Here is a 16,299-nt window from a genome sequence, read left to right as displayed (position 1 = left end):
GTCAGCCTGCGCGTTCGTCGGGAGCGGGCCCGGACGCCGGCCCGGACGTCAGCCGGGAAGTCCCACGACCTGGTCGCCGGGACGGAGGGCCGGCGCGCCGACCCGGACGCCCGTCCCGCGCCCGTGGGGACCGGCCTGGACCGGTATGACCGGACGCGGCGCGGGGGCGACGGCGGAGTGGCGGGCAGCGGCCGCCAGCGCACGCCGGTCGGGCAGCGATTCCGCGGTGATGCGGGGGAACGCCGTCACCTCCGCCGTGAGGCCGCGGGCCGCGACCACCCGTCGCACCGAGTCCATCAGGGTGTCCTCGCCGAGGAACGCCGCCGCGGTGCTGGGCCGCCCGTCGGCGTACCGGTAGCGGACGAGCAGCGGCTGCACGTCGGCGCCCGCGTCCAGCGCGGCCTGGAACAGCGCCCGGCGGTAGTGGCCTTCCTCGCCGCCGCACCAGGTGCTGCCCTCCGGGAACGCCACGACCGTGGCGCCCGAGCGCAGCGCCTGCGCGACCTCCGCCACCGTGTCCGGCAGGGTGCGGATCCGCTCCCGGTCGATGAAGATCGTGCGGCCGCGCACGCACAGCCGCCCGATCACCGGCCAGTCGCGGATCTCCCGCTTGGCGACGTTGCGCCCCGGGAAGACCGCGGCGATCAGCACGATGTCCAGCCAGGACACGTGGTTGGAGACCACCAGCAGACCGGTGCCCGGCTCCCGCGGCGCCCCCTCGGGCAGCCGTACCCGGATGCCGAAGGCCGCCACCGCGGTGCGGGTCCAGCGCCGGATCAGCCGCTCGCGCCCGGCCGGACCGCACAGCGCGCCGAGCGGCACCGACAGCACGACGCCGACGAGCAGCACCGTCACCGCGGCGAGGTAACGCAGCAGCCGCCGGAGGAGGCCCACCTTCGGGCCGTCACCGGTCACGCACGCCTGCGGGGTGCAGGTCGAGACCGGCGACCACCACGCCGCGGCCATCTCAGACCGACCCGAGCGAACCGAGGGCGCCGAAGTGCCGCAGGTAGCGCTCGTCGGTGCGCTCCAGGGAGAGCAGGATGAACAGGTCGGCGACGCCGAAGTCCGGGTCGTGGGCGGGCTCGCCGCACACCCAGGCACCCAGCCGCAGGTAGCCGCGGAGCAGCGCCGGCAGCGTGGCGCGGGCCGGGCGGGCGATGCCCGTCGGGTCCCAGGGGCGGAGCGGGGAGACCCGGTACTCCTCGGGGGCCAGGTTCTTGGCCGAGACCCGGTCCCACACGCCGGCCGCCAGCGAGCCGCCGTCGGCCAGCTCCACCGAGCAGCAGCCGGCCAGCCAGTTGTGACCGGTGGTCGCCATGTAGCGGGTGATGCCGCCCCACATCAGCGCGACGACGGCGCCGTCCCGGTGGGCGGGGTGCACGCACGAGCGGCCGACCTCGACCATGTCGTGCTGGATCGGCGCGAGCCGGGACAGGTCGAACTCGGACTCTGAGTAGGTGCGGCCCGCGCGGCGGGCGTTGGCGGGGGTCAGCAGCCGGTAGGTGCCGACGACCTCACCGGTCGCGTCCTCCTTCACCAGCAGGTGGTCGCAGTAGGCGTCGAGGGCGTCGACGTCCAGGCCCGGCTCGGGGGTGTCCAGCACGGCCCCCATCTCCCCGGCGAACACCTGGTGCCGCAGACGCTGCGCGGCCCGCACCTCCGCCTCGTCCTGGGCGAGGCTCACCGAGTAGCGGGGCCGGTCGGTCGGGGTGTCGACGACGGGTGCGAGTTCGTACGAAGCGGTCATGGCGCGATTCCCTGGTCAGGGGGACGGGGACACCCTTATCTGTCCCGTCGCGGCCTTGCCTTGGCGTGTCCTTGACGGAGCGCGCAGATGTGCGCTCGCTGAAGTGCCGGTGCCGTGGCCCCGCGGACCGCCCGCTTCACCCGGAAAGCGCTCCCAAGCGGCCTTCGAGCAGCAGCAGGAGTTCACCCAGGATGCCCGCCAGATCCTCGCGGCGGCCCTCCGGAAGACCGGACAGCAGTCCCGTCTCGTAGGCGAGCTGCTCGGGCAGCAGGCGGTCGACGAGCGTCAGTCCCTCGTCGGTCAGCCGCAGGTGGGAGACCCGGCGGTCGCGGCCGTCCGGGCGGCGGGCCACCAGGCCGCGCTCCTCCAGCAGCTTGATCCGCTTGGTGACCGCGGCGCCCGAGGCGAAGGTCTCCCGGGCCAGCCGGCCGGGTGTGAGCTCGCCGCCGACGCGGCGCAGGGCGAGGAGGATGTCGTACTCCGGACGGGTGAGGCCCTCGCGGCCCAGGGGCGTCTCGGTGACCTGCTGCAGCAGCGCCGCGCAGCGGTTGAGCCTGCCGATCACGGCGACCGGACCGAAGTCCAGGTCGGGGTAGACGTCCTGCCACTGGCGCAGCACCGTCGCGACGGCGTCCTCCACGCGAGTCGTCCTCCCTCCGTACGCCGGCGGCTCCGGCGGCGTCCGCATGATCGTACGCGTCGTCAGGTCACGGTGACGGACCGGCCTTCGCGGCGCCGACCTGCCAGCATCAGGTGCCCGCGCTCCTCCGCGGCGGCGATGCGCCGTTCGGGCAGGGCCCGGCCCCACCACTCGCCGGAGGCGGTGTCGGCGGCCTCGCGCAGTTCCAGGAGCGCCGCCGCCAGCCGGGCCTCGCGGGCGACGGGCGCGGTGAGCTCGTGCTCCAGGCGCCGCAGTGCGGCCGCCACCCGGTGGCCCACCCGGCGGTTCGGTACGGCGAAGCAGGCCAGCAGCCCGGCCGCGGCGCCGACGAGGGTGTCCAGCCAGCGGTCGGCCACCAGGTGGCCGGCGGGCTGCGCGCTCGCGAACTCGGTCATGACCATCGCCATCGGCGTCACGAAGGCGCTGGCGATCCAGTAGTTGCGCGCGATCGTCGCCTCGGCCGCGACGTTGCACGCCAGGGCGGTCGCGATGAGCGCCGCGGCCCCGGTGGCCGTGACCGGCACCAGCGCCGTGAACAGCAGCACCCCCAGGAGGTTGCCGAGCACCCGCTGCAGCGCCCGGTGCCAGGACAGGGTGGTGTTGGCCGCGAAGACGGCCGCGGCGGTCACCACGGCCCAGGAGGGCCGGTCCACGCCCAGCGCCGTCGATCCCCACCCCGCCAGGGCGCTGCCCAGCAGGACGCGCAGCCCGACCGGGAGCAGGTGCCGCAGGGCGGGCCGGTGCGGCCGCCGGCCCGCCCGGCCGGTCCGGGTGCCGACCGAGGGGGCGGGGGTGCGTGCGGCGGGGCCCGGGTCGGGCAGGGCGCGGGTCCGGCGCAGGGCACGGGCCCACGCGGTGAGCCGGTCCCCGTCGGCCGGGTCCGCGGCCTCGGCGCGCGCCAGCAGCCGCTCCAGGCCCGCCAGGTGGGCGGTGGTCCGGGCGCCGCGCAGGGTGTGCCAGGCGGTGTGCACGGCGACGGTGGCCTCGTGCCGGCTGCCGGGGGTGCCCCCGTCGGCCAGGGCGCGGGCCCGGGCCTCCAGGGCCCGGGCGACGGCGGCACGCTCGGGGGCGTACGGCCGTACGAGCGCGGGGGCCATGCACACCAGCCAGGCGACGGCCCCGCCGAGCAGCGTCAGCCCGGTATGGGCCGGCACCTGCCCGAGTGTCTGCGGGACGAAGGCGGCGCTCGCCGCCACGAAGGTGAAGATCACGTTCCCGGGCGGCCCGATCCGCGTCGCGTCGCACACCACCTTGTGCACGGCGGCGAGGAGGGCGGCCACCGCCACCCGCAGCGGCGTCGACTGCGTCAGCGCGGCGGTGGTCAGCGCGAGCCCGGTCCCGGCCGCCATGCCCAGGACGACCAGGGCGAGCACCCTGGCCCGGGCCGCGTAGGGCAGCCCGTGCGCGTACAGGGCGCACAGCCCGCCGCCCGCGGCGTACAGCACCAGGTCCAGCCGCCCGAGGGTCAGCAGCGTCACCTCGACCGGGCCCACGGCGGCGACGACGCTGAGCGCCCGGTGGTGCCAGAGGTCCTTCACGGAACGGAGCCGGAGGACACCGCGGACGGGCAGGGGGAAAGCGGACATACTTAAAAGCTTAGCAGGTGTTTTACTCGTGAAACATCTGCCGACGCGGAAAGGACGCGGTGGCCGGCCCCGTCCCCGGGACCGGCCACCGCGTCCTTGCCGCCCGGGTCAGGCCGGGAACGCCAGCGACAGCGCGAAGCGGTCCCCGGCGTCGGTCCACCAGTGGCGCAGGGCGAGGCCGGCGGCAGCCAGCTCCGCCCGCACGCCCTCCTCGCGGAACTTCGCGGAGACCTCGGTGCGCATCGTCTCCCCGCGCGCGAAGTCCACGGTCAGGTCGAGCGCCGGTACCTTCACGGTCACGTCGGCGCGCGCCCGCAGGCGCATCTCGATCCACTCCTCCTCGCGGTCCCACACGGCGACGTGGTCGAAGTCGTCCGGGTGGAAGTCCGCGCCGAGCTCGCGGTCGATGACCGACAGGACGTTCTTGTTGAAGGCGGCCGTGACGCCCTGCGCGTCGTCGTACGCCGCCACCAGCGTCTGTTCGTCCTTGACCAGGTCGGTGCCGAGCAGCAGCGCGTCGCCCGGGGAGAGCAGCGCGCGGACCGAGGAGAGGAAGTGCGCCCGCTCCTGCGGCAGCAGGTTGCCGATCGTGCCGCCCAGGAAGGCGACCAGCCGGGGGCCGGGCGTCCCGGGCAGGGCCAGGCCGTGCTGGAAGTCGGCGACGAGCGCGTGCACGGACAGGTCCCGGTGGTCGGCGAGCAGGGCCTCGCCCGCGCCGGTGAGCGCGGACTCGCTGACGTCGATCGGCACGTACGTCAGCGGCCCTCCCAGCGCGCCGATCAGCAGCCGGGTCTTCTCCGAGGAACCGGAACCCAGCTCGACCAGGGTGCGGGCACCGGTCGCCGCGGCGATCTCCGGCGCACGCGCGTGCAGGATCTCCCGCTCGGCGCGGGTCGGGTAGTACTCGGGCAGCCGGGTGATCTCCTCGAACAGCTCGCTGCCGCGCGCGTCGTAGAACCACTTGGGCGGGAGCTGCTTGGGGCTGCGGGTCAGTCCGTACGCGACGTCGGCGCGCAGCGCGGCCGCGGTGGCGTCGGCGGGCAGGGTGCGGGTGAGGGTGAACGGGCTCACAGGTGCGGCTCCTTGAGCGGGATCAGCAGGACCTCGGTGGGATCGCCGTACAGCAGGTGGCGGTCCGGGACCTCGGTCCAGCGCGGACTGTCGTCGTACGGCTCGGAGGCCACGACGAGGGAGCGGCCGGGCACGTCCAGGTACCAGAGCGTGTCGCCCCAGGCGGTGCCGGCGATCGCCCGGCCGTCGGTCAGCAGGAAGTTGAGCCGTGAGTCGGGGGTGAGCGCGGCCAGTCGGCCGACGGTGTCGGCGAGCGCCTCGTCCGCCGGGGCGCCGGCCCGCAGCCGGTGCAGGGTCAGTGCCCAGGCCAGGGCCGAGTCGCAGCGCGCCTCCAGGGTCAGCAGCTCGTGCGGGGGCAGCGCGGCGGCGGCCTCGGCGACCGAGTGCGGCCAGCCGCGCAGCGCCCCGTTGTGGCTGAACAGCCAGCGGTCCGCCGTGTACGGGGCCGCGGCGGACTCGTCGGCCACCGAGCCCTCGGTGATGTCGCGGACCGCGCCGAGCAGCGCACCGGAGCGCGTCACCCGGCACACGTCCGCGAAGGACGGGTCGTCCCAGATCGGCCCGGCGCGCCGGTAGCGCGCGGGCAGCGGATCGCCGTCCGCGTACCAGCCGAGCCCGAAGCCGTCGGCGTTGACCGTGCCGTACTTCTGCCGGCGCGGCGCCCACGACTGGCGGTACAGCGAGTGCGGCGGGTCGATGACGAGTTCGCGGAGTGCGACGGGCGGACCCACGTACGCCAGGTGCCGGCACATCAGCCGCGCCCCCGTCTGCCCGGGGCCCTCACACCTGCTCCGGACGGGCGTCGCGGGCGGTGCGGAAGCCGGCGAAGATCTGCCGCCGGACCGGGTAGTCCCAGTTGCGGAACGTGCCCCGGCAGGCCACCTCGTCCACGGCGAAGGAGCCGCCGCGCAGCACCTTGTGGTCGGGGCCGAAGAAGACCTCCGAGTACTCCTTGTACGGGAACGGCGCGAAGCCCGGGTAGGGCAGGAAGTCGCTCGCCGTCCACTCCCACACGTCGCCGATCAGCTGCCGTACGCCCAGCGCCGAGGCACCCGCCGGGTAGCTGCCCACCGGGGCCGGCTGCAGGTGCCGCTGGCCGAGGTTGGCGTGCTCGGGACCGGGGTCGGCGTCGCCCCACGGGTAGCGGCGGGAACGCCCCGTCGCCGGGTCGTGCCGGGCCGCCTTCTCCCACTCCGTCTCGGTGGGCAGCCGGCGCCCGGCCCAGCGGGCGTACGCGTCGGCCTCGTACCAGGACACGTGCAGCACCGGCTCCTCGCGCGGCACCGGCTCGGTCACCCCGAAGCGGCGGCGCAGCCACGCACCGCCCTCCCGGTGCCAGAACAGCGGGGCGGCCAGGCCGTGTTCGCGGACGAGCGCCCAGCCGGCCGGGGTCCACCAGCGCTCGTCCTCGTAGCCGCCGTCCTCGACGAAGGCCAGGTACGCGCCGTTGCTCACCGGCACCGTGTCGATGAAGAACGGCGCCACCTCGCGCACGTGCGAAGGACGTTCGTTGTCCAGCGACCACGGCTCGGTCGAGGTGCCCATGGTGAACAGACCGCCGGGGACCAGGACCTCGGCCGGCAGCAGCGCCGTGTCCGCGGGAGCGGGCGGCGGCGGGGGAGCGGTGAGGGCCACCGGGCCACGCCGAAGCTGATGCGTGATCAGCATCGTCTCGTCGTGCTGCTGTTCGTGCTGGGCGATCATGCCGAAGGCGAAGGCCGCGTCGGTCAGCGGGGTGCCGCGCAGTGGTGCCCGCTCCAGGATGTCCAGCACCCTGCCGCGCACCTCGGCCGCGTAGGCGTGCGCCTCCGCGGGCGGCAGCAGCGGCAGCGTGGGACGCTCCGAACGCGGGTGCTCGAAGGCGTCGTAGATCGGGTCGATGTCGGGGCGCAGGGCCTCACGGCCGCCGACGTTCCGCAGCAGCCACTGCTCCTCCTGGTTGCCGATGTGGGCCAGGTCCCAGACCAGGGGGGACATCAACGGGGAGTGCTGGGCGGTGAGTTCACGGTCGTCCACGCAGGTGGTGAGCGCCCGGGTGCGCTCGCGCGCGGTGGTCAGGGCGTCCAGCGCCCGCCGGCGCAGGGCTTCGGGGTCGAGCGCGGGTGCGGTCACGTGCGGCTCTCCTTGCGTAGGAATGCGTCGAGCATGTCGTCGGCGGGACAGCGGCCGCGTTCGACGTAGCGCTCGGTGAAGTCGTCCACCGCCCGCCGCACGGCCCGGTCCGCCCCGAGCCGGGGCAGGGCCTCGCGGGCCGCGGCGAAGCAGGTCACGGCGATGGCGTGGAGCTCGGGGTCGGCCAGACCGTGCCGGGCGGCGCGCCGCCACAGCGGGTTGCGGGGCGCCGGGTCCCGGCCCGCCGCGTCGGCGAGCGGCTTCACCGCCCGGTAGGCGACCTCGGAGGCGGCGGCGTCGTCGAAGAGCGCCACGGCCACCGCCAGCGGCACGATCCAGCCGTCCCGTCCCGGCTGCGCGTCGATCATGCGCAGCTCCAGGTAGCCGCGCGGCCGCACCGGTGGGAAGAGCGTCGACAGGTGGTAGTCCAGGTCGGCGAGGGTCGGCCGGCGGTGCGAGCCGTCACGGATCCAGTCGCGGAAGGTGAGCCCGTGCGGCACCGTCCACGGTCCCTCGTCGCCGCGGATGCACAGCACCGGGGCGTCCAGGGCGTAGGCCGTCCAGGCCGCACGCGGGTCGCCCCCGCCGGGCGGGGCGAGGGTGCGCCCGGGGTCCAGCGCCGCCCACACCGCCTGCCGGGTGGAGCGCCAGCCGGTCGGGCGGCCGGTGCTGAGCGGCGAGTTGGCGAACGCCGCCACCAGGACCGCGCCCAGCAGGTGCGCCAGCAGCCAGCGTCTGCCGAGGCCGAAGGGGCCCGGCTCCTCGGTGCCCGAGTCCAGGCAGACCTGGACCGAGGCCGTGGAGCACATCATGGCCCGGCCCGCGGGTCCGGACCGGTCGAAGTACGCCTCCATGGCGGCGTACCGGGGCTCGTCCAGCAGCCGGCGGGGCCGTCGCCAGGGGTCGTGGCCGTGGCCCGCCAGGACGAGGCCGTCCCGGCGGAGCCGGTGGCGTACGGAGTGGAGTTCGGCTGCCGCGGCGTTGACGCACGCGGTCAGCGAGGGGGCGGGCAGCGAGCTGAGCTCCAGCTGTCCGCCGGGCTCGGTCGTGAGCCGGGAGCGGAGGTGCAGGTCGTGCAGTCCGGCGACGGCGGCGCCGAGCCGGGCGGGGCCCACCGGGCGGGCCGGGTCGTGCGGGTCGTGGAGGAACCATTCCAGTTCCACGCCTATGCGGCGCGGCGGGCCGGTCTTGAAGCAGATGCCCTGGATATGGTCCTCCGCTGTCGTCTCGCTGATCGGTTCGGATGTCTCCATCCGCTGACTGGTGCCGGGCATGGCCGGGACCTCCCGTCGAAGGCGGTTCTCCGTGTCCGCCCGGCCGGGGCCGGACGGTGTCCGTACCACCTAATCCCTTCGGTCCGGGCCGCTCAAGAGCGCCCCGGACGAACGGCCGAGGGACGGCAGGTGACACCCGTGTCGAGGGCGGCCTCTGCCGTCCGGTCCGAATCAAGAGTGGACCGCCACCCGGCGGCCCGCATCCCCAGAACGTATCTGCGCAGGTCAGACGGTTCATGTCGGAATCTCCCCCGAGAGCGGCGCGCTGCACGCCCCGGTGTTCCGCCCCGCCGGTCGCCCGCGCGTGCGGGGTGTTCCGTCGCGCGGGCCCTGCGCGGGTCCCGACGCACCGGTACGGCCGGGAACAGCTCGCGCGCCTCGGCGACCGCCCCCGTACGAAGCGGGTGCGGTCGCCCGAACCGGTCGTGGCACATGGGCTGCGTCTGCCCGGACGGACCGGCACGAAACGACCGTCTGCGGGCCGGGCGGGACGCCGGGCCGCGGGCTCAGCGGTCCAGGAGCCCCGCCCGGTCCTGGGCGCGGTAGCGCTCCAGCAGGGCGGCGAGGTCGGCGGCGTCGAGGCGGCGGTACGCCGTCCCGCAGGGCCCCTCGCCGGGCGGGGACCACCACACGGCGTCGGGGCAGCGGAAGCCCTCGCGGCGCAGCGCGGCCCGCCGCACCTTGTTGGTGGCGGTGACCGGCATGCGCGGTACGACCCGTACGAAACGGGGCGCCGACTTGGTGCCGAGGTCCGGCTGCGCGGCCAGGAAGGCCGCGAAGGCGCCGGGGTCGAAGGCGGCACCGTCGCGGAGGGCCAGGGCCGCCATGACCTGGTCGCCCGAGACGGGGTCGGGCACGGCGTACACGGCGACGGCCGCGGCGGCGTCGAAGCGGGCCAGGACGTTCTCGACGACCGCGGCGGCAAGGTTCTCGCCGTCCACGCGCAGCCTGTCGTCGGCGCGGCCCGCGAAGTGGAACCAGCCGTCGGCGTCGCGGAAGAAGAGGTCGCCGGTCCAGTACCAGCCGTCGCGGGTACGGGCGGCGACCGCCTCCGGGTTGCGCCAGTAGCCCTCGAAGCGGGAGGGCCCGCGGTTGACGAGCTCGCCGATCGCCTCGTCGCCGTTGAGCAGCCGGCCCGCCGCGTCGAGGACGGCGCGGGGCCGCTCGGTACCGGTCGCCGGGTCCACCACGGCCAGGTCCGTACCGGGCGCGGCACGCCCGACCGCGCCGGGCGGCGTGCCCGGTGAGCGCTGCAGGGCGGCCCCGCCCTCGGACGAGCCGTAGCCCTCGGTGAGGGTCACGCCGAAGCGCTCCGCGAACCGGGCCGCGTCCACGGCCCCGGCCTCGGTGCCGAAGCCCCGGCGCAGCCGGTGCCGGCGGTCGTCGGGCGTTTCGGGGGTGGCGAGCACGTACTGCACGGCGCGTCCGACGTAGGTGAAGTACGTGGCCCCGTAGGCGCGTACGTCCGGCAGGAAGCGGGAGGCGGAGAAGGTCCGGCGCAGCGCCACCGCGCCGCCGCCCGCGAGGGCGGGCGCCCAGCCCGCCATCACGGCGTTGCCGTGGAAGAGCGGCATGCACAGGTAGTGGACGTCGTCGGGACCGAGGTCCAGGAAGCCGCTGAGGGAGGCGCCCGCGTCGGCGAGCCTGCCCTGGGACACGACCACCGCCTTCGGGGCGCCCGTCGAGCCGGAGGTGAAGCAGAGCATGAGCCGGGTGCCGGGGCGTATCCGCCCGCCGCGCGGCGGAGCGGCGCCTTCGTACGGGCGCAGCAGGGCCGGGTACGCCGGGTCGTCCACGACCAGGAGGCGTTCCGGTGGGAGGGGGAGGGCGAGCCCGCGCAGCGCCGGCAGGTGCGCGCGTTCGGTGACCAGCAGCGCACATTCCGTGTGGGTGATGTCGCGGGCGAGTTCCGCACCGCGCCGGGTGGGGTTGATCCCCACGACGGTGGCCCCCGCGCACGCCGCGGCGCCGAGCCACAGCGGGAACTCCGGGACGTTGCCCAGGAGCACCCCCACGTGCGGTTCGGCGCCGTGCGGCAGCAGGTCGGCCAGGAGCGCCGCGCGGGCGGCGGAGGCGGCCGCGACATCATGGCGGCTGAGCCGGTGCTCCCCGTACAGCAGCCCGGGACGCGGATCGCCCCACTGGCCCTCGACGAACTCCGCCATGGTGCGCCTCATACGGCCGCACCATAGCTGACACTCCGTCAGGTGTCAGGCCTTCGGGGCCTCCTGGTCGGCACCCTGCTCGGCGATGGACTTGCGGACCTCGTCCATGTCCAGGTCGCGGGCCTGCTTGATCAGGTCCTCGAACGCGGGCGCGGGCAGCGCGCCGGGCTGGGAGAAGATGGCGACCTTGTCACGGATGATCATCAGCGTCGGGATGGACTGGATCTGGAACGCGGCGGCCAGCTCGGGCTGCGCCTCCGTGTCGACCTTGCCGAACACGAGGTCGGTGTTCTTCTCCGCGGCCGACTCGTAGACGGGGGCGAACATCCGGCACGGGCCGCACCAGGACGCCCAGAAGTCGATCAGGACGAAGTCGTTGTTGCCGACGACCTCGTCGAAGTTGTCCTTGGTGAGCTCAACAGTGCTCATGCTTCCCTTACCTGCTTCCGGGTGCCGTCGGTCGGGACCCACTGACCGTAACCGAAGGCAGCGCTGCGCTATTCCGAACGCCGCCCCCCGGGCGCGTCCCCCGCCGCCCCTCGCGGAAGGGGATGCCGAGAGCCGGGCGTGGCCGGATCCTGGAGGGGCGGGGACGTCCGCCGCCCCCGCCGGGCAGGCGCGCGAGCGACCACGGGAGCGGCCGATGGTGACGACGATGCATGCCGTACGCGCCCACCGGCGCGGCGGCCCCGAACAGCTCCGCTACGAGACCGCGCCCCGCCCCGAGCCGGACCCGGGCGAGGCCCTCGTCGCCGTGCGGGCCGCCTCCGTGACCCCGGGGGAGCTCGACTGGGACGCGACCTGGACCGACAGCTTCGACGGCTCGGGCCGCGACCGTACCCCCACCATCCCCTCGCACGAGGTCTCCGGCGTGGTCGCCGACGTGGGGCCCGGGGTGATCACCCCGCGGGTCGGGGACGCCGTCTACGCGCTGATCCCCTTCGTCCACGACGGAGCCGCCGCCGAGTACGTCACCCTCCCCGCAGGCATCCTCGCCCCCAAGCCCCGGCGGATCGGCCACGACGCGGCCGCCTCGGTCCCGCTCGCCGCCCTCACCGTCTGGCAGGCGCTCGCCCGGCACGCGGGGGTCACCCCGGGTCGGCACGTCCTCGTCCACGGGGCGGCGGGCGGCGTCGGCTCCTTCGCCGTCCAGATCGCCGCCGCGCTCGGCGCGCAGGTCACGGCGACCGCCGCCGCCCGCGACGCCGGATTCGTCGCGGGACTGGGCGCGCGGCGCGTCGTCGACTACGCCGGCAGCCGCTTCGAGGACGAGGTGGCCGACGTGGACGTGGTCTTCGACGCCGTCGGCGGCGACACGCAGGACCGCTCCTGGTCGGTGCTGCGCCCGGGAGGCCTGCTGGTGAGCATCGTGTCCCCGCCCGACCCCGAGGCCGCCCGCGCGCACGGGGCCCGCGGTGTCTTCTTCGTCGTCGAGCCGGACCGGGCGGGCCTGGAGGCGGTCTCCCGGCTCATCGACGGGGGCAAACTCACGCCACGGGTCGACCGGGTGGTGCCGCTCACCGAGACGCGCGCCGCCTACGAGGCACTGGAGCACGAGCACCGCCGCGGCAAGGTCGTCATCCACGTCACCGACGGGGCCTGACATCCCTGCGCCGCCGTCCTGCCCGGGACGGCGTGCGGACCCTACGGGACGACCGTGACCGGCCAGCGGCCCGCCTTGACCAGCCGCACCGCTACCGAGCCCACGATCCGGTGTCCGGCCTTCTCGGACGCGCCGACCACGACCGCGTCGGCCTTGAGCTCGTCCGAGGCCTGCGACAGCCCGCTGAACGGGTCGCCGACGAAGGTGTGGAACTCCCAGCGCAGGCTCGACACCGCCTGGAAGCGCGCGGCGGCCTTCTCTATCTCCGCCTTCAGCTGGTCGGCGATCTCGGCGGTCGCCTCCGCGACCGGGGCGCCGAAGGCCGCCCCCGCCGCCAGGACCGGCTGCACGTACACGATCGCCAGCAGCGCGTTCTGGCGCCGCGCCAGCCCCGCCGCGTACGCCACGGCGCGCCACGACGACTCCGATCCGTCCAGTCCCGCCACGATCACCTTGGGACCGTCGGTGCCCCGCTCGAAAGCCGCCTTGTCGCTCACGTTCCGAGCCTACTTGCGCGACTGCCGCGCGCGCCGTACCGGACGCGGGGAATCCGCGGCCGCGGCGAGATGACCGTCCACCAGCCGCTGCAGCGCGGAGGCGAAGACCGCACGTTCGTCCTCGGGGAGGGCCGCCAGCAGGTCGCCGTGGACACGGGCGGTGATCTCCGCGCCGCGGGCGACGAGCTCCCGGCCCGGCCCGGTGACGGTGATGACGCGGGCCCGGCGGTCCGTGGGGGCGGGGTGCCGCTCGGCGAGGCCGGCCCGCTCCAGCTCGTCCATGGTGACCACCATCGTGGTCTTGTCCTGCTGGGAGATCTCCGCGAGTTGAGCCTGCGTCAGCTCGCCGGGGAGCGCGTGCAGCAGCACGCAGTACCCGCGGGGGGTGAGCCCGACCTCGGCCAGCGCGGCCGCCAGCCGGTTCGTCATGGCGTGGCTGGCGAACTGCAGCAGCCCGGTGAAGTCGGGTGCGGATGCCGTGGACATGGTCCGAGCCTAGCAAAAAGGTCCGTTGGCGAATCATCGGTGAGACGGATGATCCCGTGGACAAATCGTTCGGCGGCGGACGCCCGGCTGCCTACCATGGGACGGCATGAACCCCCCGTCTCGTCATCACGACGTCCCCGGCAAGCCCTCCCTCGACGGGCTCGAAGAGAAATGGTCGCGGCGCTGGGACGAGTCGGGCGTACACCGCTTCGACCGGTCGCGGCCGCGCGAGGAGATCTTCTCGATCGACACCCCGCCGCCCACGGCCAGCGGATCGCTCCACATCGGCCACGTCTTCTCCTACACCCACACCGACACCGTCGCCCGCTACCGGCGCATGCGCGGGCAGACCGTCTTCTACCCCATGGGCTGGGACGACAACGGCCTGCCCACCGAGCGCCGGGTCCAGAACCACTACGGGGTCAGCTGCGACCCCTCGCTCCCGTACGACCCCGCATTCACCCCGCCCGAGCCCGCCGGCCCCCACCGGCGACCCGTCTCCCGGCGGAACTTCATCGAACTGTGCGAGCTCCTCACCGCCGAGGACGAGCGGATCTTCGAGCAACTGTGGCGCCGGCTCGGCCTGTCGGTCGACTGGACGCTCACCTACCGGACCGTCGGCGCCCGTTCACGCGCCGCGTCCCAGCGCGCGTTCCTGCGCAACCTGGCGCGCGGCGAGGCCTACTCGGCCGAGGCGCCCACCCTGTGGGACACCACCTTCCGCACCGCCGTCGCCCAGGCGGAACTGGAGGACCGCGAACGGCCCGGCGCCTACCACCGGCTCGCCTTCCACCGCCCGGACGGCGGCCGGGTCGTCGTCGCCACCACCCGGCCCGAACTCCTGCCCGCCTGCGTCGCCCTGGTCGCGCACCCCGACGACGAGCGCTACCGGGAGCTGATCGGGACCACCGTCACGACCCCGGTCCTCGGCGTCGAGGTCCCCGTCCACGCGCACCGGCTGGCCGACCCGGACAAGGGCACCGGAATCGCCATGGTCTGCACCTTCGGCGACACCACCGACGTCACCTGGTGGCGCGAACTGCGGCTGCCCACCCGGCCGGTCCTCGGCCGCGACGGGCGCTTCCTGCCGGTGCCGCCGGCCGCCCTGCGGACGGCGCGGGCCCGCGAGGCGTACGCGGCCCTGGCCGGCGCCACCGCGCACACCGGCCGCGAACGGCTGGTGGGGATGCTGCGCGAGCGCGGCGAACTGGAGGGCGAGCCCGAACCGGTCGTCCACGCCGTCAAGTTCTACGAGAAGGGCGACCGGCCGCTGGAGATCGTCACCACCCGCCAGTGGTACCTGCGCAACGGCGGACGCGACGAAGCCCTCCGCGAGCGGTTGCTGGCGCGCGGCCGTGAACTGCGCTGGCACCCCGGGCACATGCGGGTCCGCTACGACAGCTGGGTCGAAGGGCTCAACGGCGACTGGCTGGTCAGCCGCCAGCGGTACTTCGGCGTCCCCGTCCCCGTCTGGTACCCCCTCGACGACGCCGGCGAGCCCGTCCACGACAGGCCGCTGGTCCCCGGCGAGCCGGCGCTGCCCGTCGACCCCGGCACCGACGTCCCCGACGGCTACCGCGAGGAGCAGCGGGGCGTCCCCGGCGGCTTCACCGGCGACCCGGACGTCATGGACACCTGGGCGACCTCCTCGCTCACCCCGCAGATCGCCGCCGGATGGGGCACCGACGACGAGCTGTTCGCCAAGGTCTTCCCGATGGACCTGCGACCGCAGGCCCACGAGATCATCCGCACCTGGCTGTTCGGCACGGTCGTCCGCGCCCACGCCGAGCAGGACGTGCTGCCGTGGCGGCACGCCGCGATCTCCGGCTGGATCCTCGACCCGGACCGCAAGAAGATGTCCAAGTCCCGGGGCAAGGCGGTCACCCCGGGCGACCTGCTGGAGCAGTACGGCTCCGACGCCGTCCGCTACTGGGCCGCCGCCGCCCGGCCCGGCACGGACACCGCCTTCGACACCGGGCAGATGAGGATCGGCCGCCGGCTCGCCGTCAAGGTCCTCAACGTCGGCCGCTTCGTGCTCACCTCCGGCGCACTGCCCGAGGCAGGCGCCGGGGCGGTCACCGCGCCGCTGGACCGCGCCCTCCTGGCGGCCCTGGCGTCGACCGTCGGCGCCGCCACGGACGCCCTGGAGGACTTCGACCACGCCCGCGCCCTGGAACGGGTGGAGTCGTTCTTCTGGGACTTCTGCGACGACTACGTCGAGCTGGTCAAGGCCCGTGCGTACGAGGGCGACACCTCCGCCCTCGCCACGCTGGCCACCGCCCTGTCCGTCCTGCTGCGGCTGTTCGCGCCCTTCCTCCCCTTCGCCACCGAGGAGGTCTGGTCGTGGTGGCGGGAGGGCTCCGTGCACCGCGCCGAGTGGCCCGACGCGGCCGCGCTGCGGGCCCTCGCCGGGGACGGCGACCCGCACGTCCTGGCCACCGCGCGAGAGGCGATCACCGCCGTCCGCAGGGCGAAGTCCGAAGCGCGGCTGTCGATGAGGGCCGAGGTCGGCGGGCTCCTCGTCACCGGCCCCGCCCCCGCGCTGGCGCACTTCGCCCTCGCCGAGGCCGACGTCCGCGCCGCGGCCCGCGCGGCGTCCGTGGAACGCCGCACGGCACCGGGCGACGGCCTGACGTACGAGGTGCGCCTCCCGGAGGCGGTCTCCTGACCGGTCCCGCCTTGCCGGCCCGATGATTGTGTGCGGATGGGTGGTTCGGCTGTCGCGCCGTCTCGCGCCCTGCGGGCGCAAAGATGCCGGCTGCGGAGGGGAGGGTGGGGGCCCTCGTCTTCGGCGGTGTGCGGGTGGGTGGGCGGCGCGGGTTCAGGCGCCGGAGCGGGTTGCCTTTCCGGTGGCCTGGAGTCTCGTTGCCGTCCGCGGGTATAGATGGTCGCTTCCACGCCTACTGCCGGTGGTGGGCGCGCCCGCCGTAACCCGCGTCTGCGGGTGGTTCGGGGTGCTGCCTGGGCGGTCGGCGGGAGATCGGGCTCTGTCTCGACGGTATATCCGGCGGAACAGAGCCCGATGTCGGGTCGGGGTAGCACCCGCAGACGCCGGTTACGGCGGGCGCGCCACCCACGGACAGCTGGCGTGGTC

Annotated in this window: 14 protein-coding genes; 2 read left to right on the top strand and 12 right to left on the bottom strand. The window is 74.9% G+C overall.

What is annotated here, in order from left to right; genetic code table 11:
• Positions 1-48 precede the first annotated feature (48 nt).
• The 10 genes from ACZ7MY_RS19550 to trxA form a co-directional block, all read right to left on the bottom strand.
• Entirely contained in the window at positions 49-966 is a 918-nt protein-coding gene (locus ACZ7MY_RS19550; RefSeq protein WP_499603208.1) for a lysophospholipid acyltransferase family protein, read from the bottom strand.
• Position 967: 1 nt separating this feature from the next.
• A complete protein-coding gene (locus tag ACZ7MY_RS19545; protein ID WP_499603207.1) occupies positions 968-1,750 on the bottom strand; it encodes a GNAT family N-acetyltransferase in 783 nt (260 codons plus the stop codon).
• Between the two features lie 136 nt (positions 1,751-1,886).
• Positions 1,887-2,438 carry a MarR family winged helix-turn-helix transcriptional regulator gene (locus tag ACZ7MY_RS19540; RefSeq protein ID WP_499603206.1) on the bottom strand — a complete coding sequence of 184 codons (552 nt, stop codon included), beginning with the start codon at positions 2,436-2,438 and terminating at the stop codon, positions 1,887-1,889.
• A gap of 14 nt (positions 2,439-2,452) precedes the next feature.
• Positions 2,453-3,997, bottom strand: coding sequence for an FUSC family protein (locus ACZ7MY_RS19535; RefSeq protein WP_499603205.1), 1,545 nt, complete (start codon positions 3,995-3,997; stop codon positions 2,453-2,455).
• 108 nt (positions 3,998-4,105) lie between these two features.
• The gene (gene egtD / locus ACZ7MY_RS19530; RefSeq protein ID WP_499603204.1) at positions 4,106-5,068 is read right to left on the bottom strand and encodes an L-histidine N(alpha)-methyltransferase; all 963 of its coding nucleotides are present in this window, start codon (positions 5,066-5,068) and stop codon (positions 4,106-4,108) included.
• Positions 5,065-5,820 (bottom strand): ergothioneine biosynthesis protein EgtC, encoded by a 756-nt coding sequence (gene egtC, locus ACZ7MY_RS19525; protein WP_499603203.1) that lies wholly within the window; start codon positions 5,818-5,820, stop codon positions 5,065-5,067. Before egtC ends, egtD begins: the two co-directional genes overlap by 4 nt.
• Before the next feature lie 28 nt (positions 5,821-5,848).
• Complete coding sequence (egtB, locus tag ACZ7MY_RS19520) at positions 5,849-7,180, bottom strand: ergothioneine biosynthesis protein EgtB (protein WP_499603202.1); 1,332 nt, start codon at positions 7,178-7,180, stop codon at positions 5,849-5,851.
• A complete protein-coding gene (gene egtA / locus ACZ7MY_RS19515) occupies positions 7,177-8,454 on the bottom strand; it encodes an ergothioneine biosynthesis glutamate--cysteine ligase EgtA (RefSeq protein WP_499603201.1) in 1,278 nt (425 codons plus the stop codon). Before egtA ends, egtB begins: the two co-directional genes overlap by 4 nt.
• Before the next feature lie 506 nt (positions 8,455-8,960).
• Positions 8,961-10,631, bottom strand: a complete 1,671-nt coding sequence (locus tag ACZ7MY_RS19510) for an AMP-binding protein (RefSeq protein ID WP_499603200.1) — start codon at positions 10,629-10,631, stop codon at positions 8,961-8,963.
• Between the two features lie 33 nt (positions 10,632-10,664).
• The gene (gene trxA, locus ACZ7MY_RS19505; protein WP_499515391.1) at positions 10,665-11,048 is read right to left on the bottom strand and encodes a thioredoxin; all 384 of its coding nucleotides are present in this window, start codon (positions 11,046-11,048) and stop codon (positions 10,665-10,667) included.
• A 214-nt stretch (positions 11,049-11,262) separates the two neighbouring features.
• On the opposite strand from trxA, the gene ACZ7MY_RS19500 reads away from it, so the two are divergent.
• On the top strand, positions 11,263-12,222 hold the full coding sequence (locus tag ACZ7MY_RS19500) for an NADP-dependent oxidoreductase (protein ID WP_499603199.1): 960 nt from the start codon (positions 11,263-11,265) through the stop codon (positions 12,220-12,222).
• Positions 12,223-12,263: 41 nt separating this feature from the next.
• On the opposite strand, the gene ACZ7MY_RS19495 is transcribed toward ACZ7MY_RS19500, so the two are convergent.
• Positions 12,264-12,719, bottom strand: a complete 456-nt coding sequence (locus ACZ7MY_RS19495; protein WP_499603198.1) for a universal stress protein — start codon at positions 12,717-12,719, stop codon at positions 12,264-12,266.
• A gap of 9 nt (positions 12,720-12,728) precedes the next feature.
• A complete protein-coding gene (locus ACZ7MY_RS19490) occupies positions 12,729-13,205 on the bottom strand; it encodes a MarR family winged helix-turn-helix transcriptional regulator (RefSeq protein ID WP_499603197.1) in 477 nt (158 codons plus the stop codon).
• Between the two features lie 106 nt (positions 13,206-13,311).
• Between ACZ7MY_RS19490 and valS the strand changes: the two genes are divergently transcribed.
• Positions 13,312-15,873 carry a valine--tRNA ligase gene (gene valS / locus ACZ7MY_RS19485; protein ID WP_499603196.1) on the top strand — a complete coding sequence of 854 codons (2,562 nt, stop codon included), beginning with the start codon at positions 13,312-13,314 and terminating at the stop codon, positions 15,871-15,873.
• Positions 15,874-16,299: the final 426 nt, after the last annotated feature.

It is taken from the genome of Streptomyces sp. NPDC111520, from assembly GCF_055635295.1.
This window is presented reverse-complemented; position numbering and strand designations above follow the sequence as displayed.

What these genes read in the sequence shown, in the direction of transcription:
- egtC (WP_499603203.1), bottom strand. Translation starts at nt 5,820, where the DNA reads ATGTGCCGGCACCTGGCGTACGTGGGTCCGCCCGTCGCACTCCGCGAA.
- ACZ7MY_RS19510 (WP_499603200.1), bottom strand. Translation starts at nt 10,631, where the DNA reads ATGAGGCGCACCATGGCGGAGTTCGTCGAGGGCCAGTGGGGCGATCCG.
- ACZ7MY_RS19550 (WP_499603208.1), bottom strand. Translation starts at nt 966, where the DNA reads ATGGCCGCGGCGTGGTGGTCGCCGGTCTCGACCTGCACCCCGCAGGCG.
- ACZ7MY_RS19535 (WP_499603205.1), bottom strand. Translation starts at nt 3,997, where the DNA reads ATGTCCGCTTTCCCCCTGCCCGTCCGCGGTGTCCTCCGGCTCCGTTCC.
- ACZ7MY_RS19540 (WP_499603206.1), bottom strand. Translation starts at nt 2,438, where the DNA reads ATGCGGACGCCGCCGGAGCCGCCGGCGTACGGAGGGAGGACGACTCGC.
- egtA (WP_499603201.1), bottom strand. Translation starts at nt 8,454, where the DNA reads ATGCCCGGCACCAGTCAGCGGATGGAGACATCCGAACCGATCAGCGAG.
- ACZ7MY_RS19500 (WP_499603199.1), top strand. Translation starts at nt 11,263, where the DNA reads ATGGTGACGACGATGCATGCCGTACGCGCCCACCGGCGCGGCGGCCCC.
- ACZ7MY_RS19545 (WP_499603207.1), bottom strand. Translation starts at nt 1,750, where the DNA reads ATGACCGCTTCGTACGAACTCGCACCCGTCGTCGACACCCCGACCGAC.
- ACZ7MY_RS19490 (WP_499603197.1), bottom strand. Translation starts at nt 13,205, where the DNA reads ATGTCCACGGCATCCGCACCCGACTTCACCGGGCTGCTGCAGTTCGCC.
- trxA (WP_499515391.1), bottom strand. Translation starts at nt 11,048, where the DNA reads ATGAGCACTGTTGAGCTCACCAAGGACAACTTCGACGAGGTCGTCGGC.
- valS (WP_499603196.1), top strand. Translation starts at nt 13,312, where the DNA reads ATGAACCCCCCGTCTCGTCATCACGACGTCCCCGGCAAGCCCTCCCTC.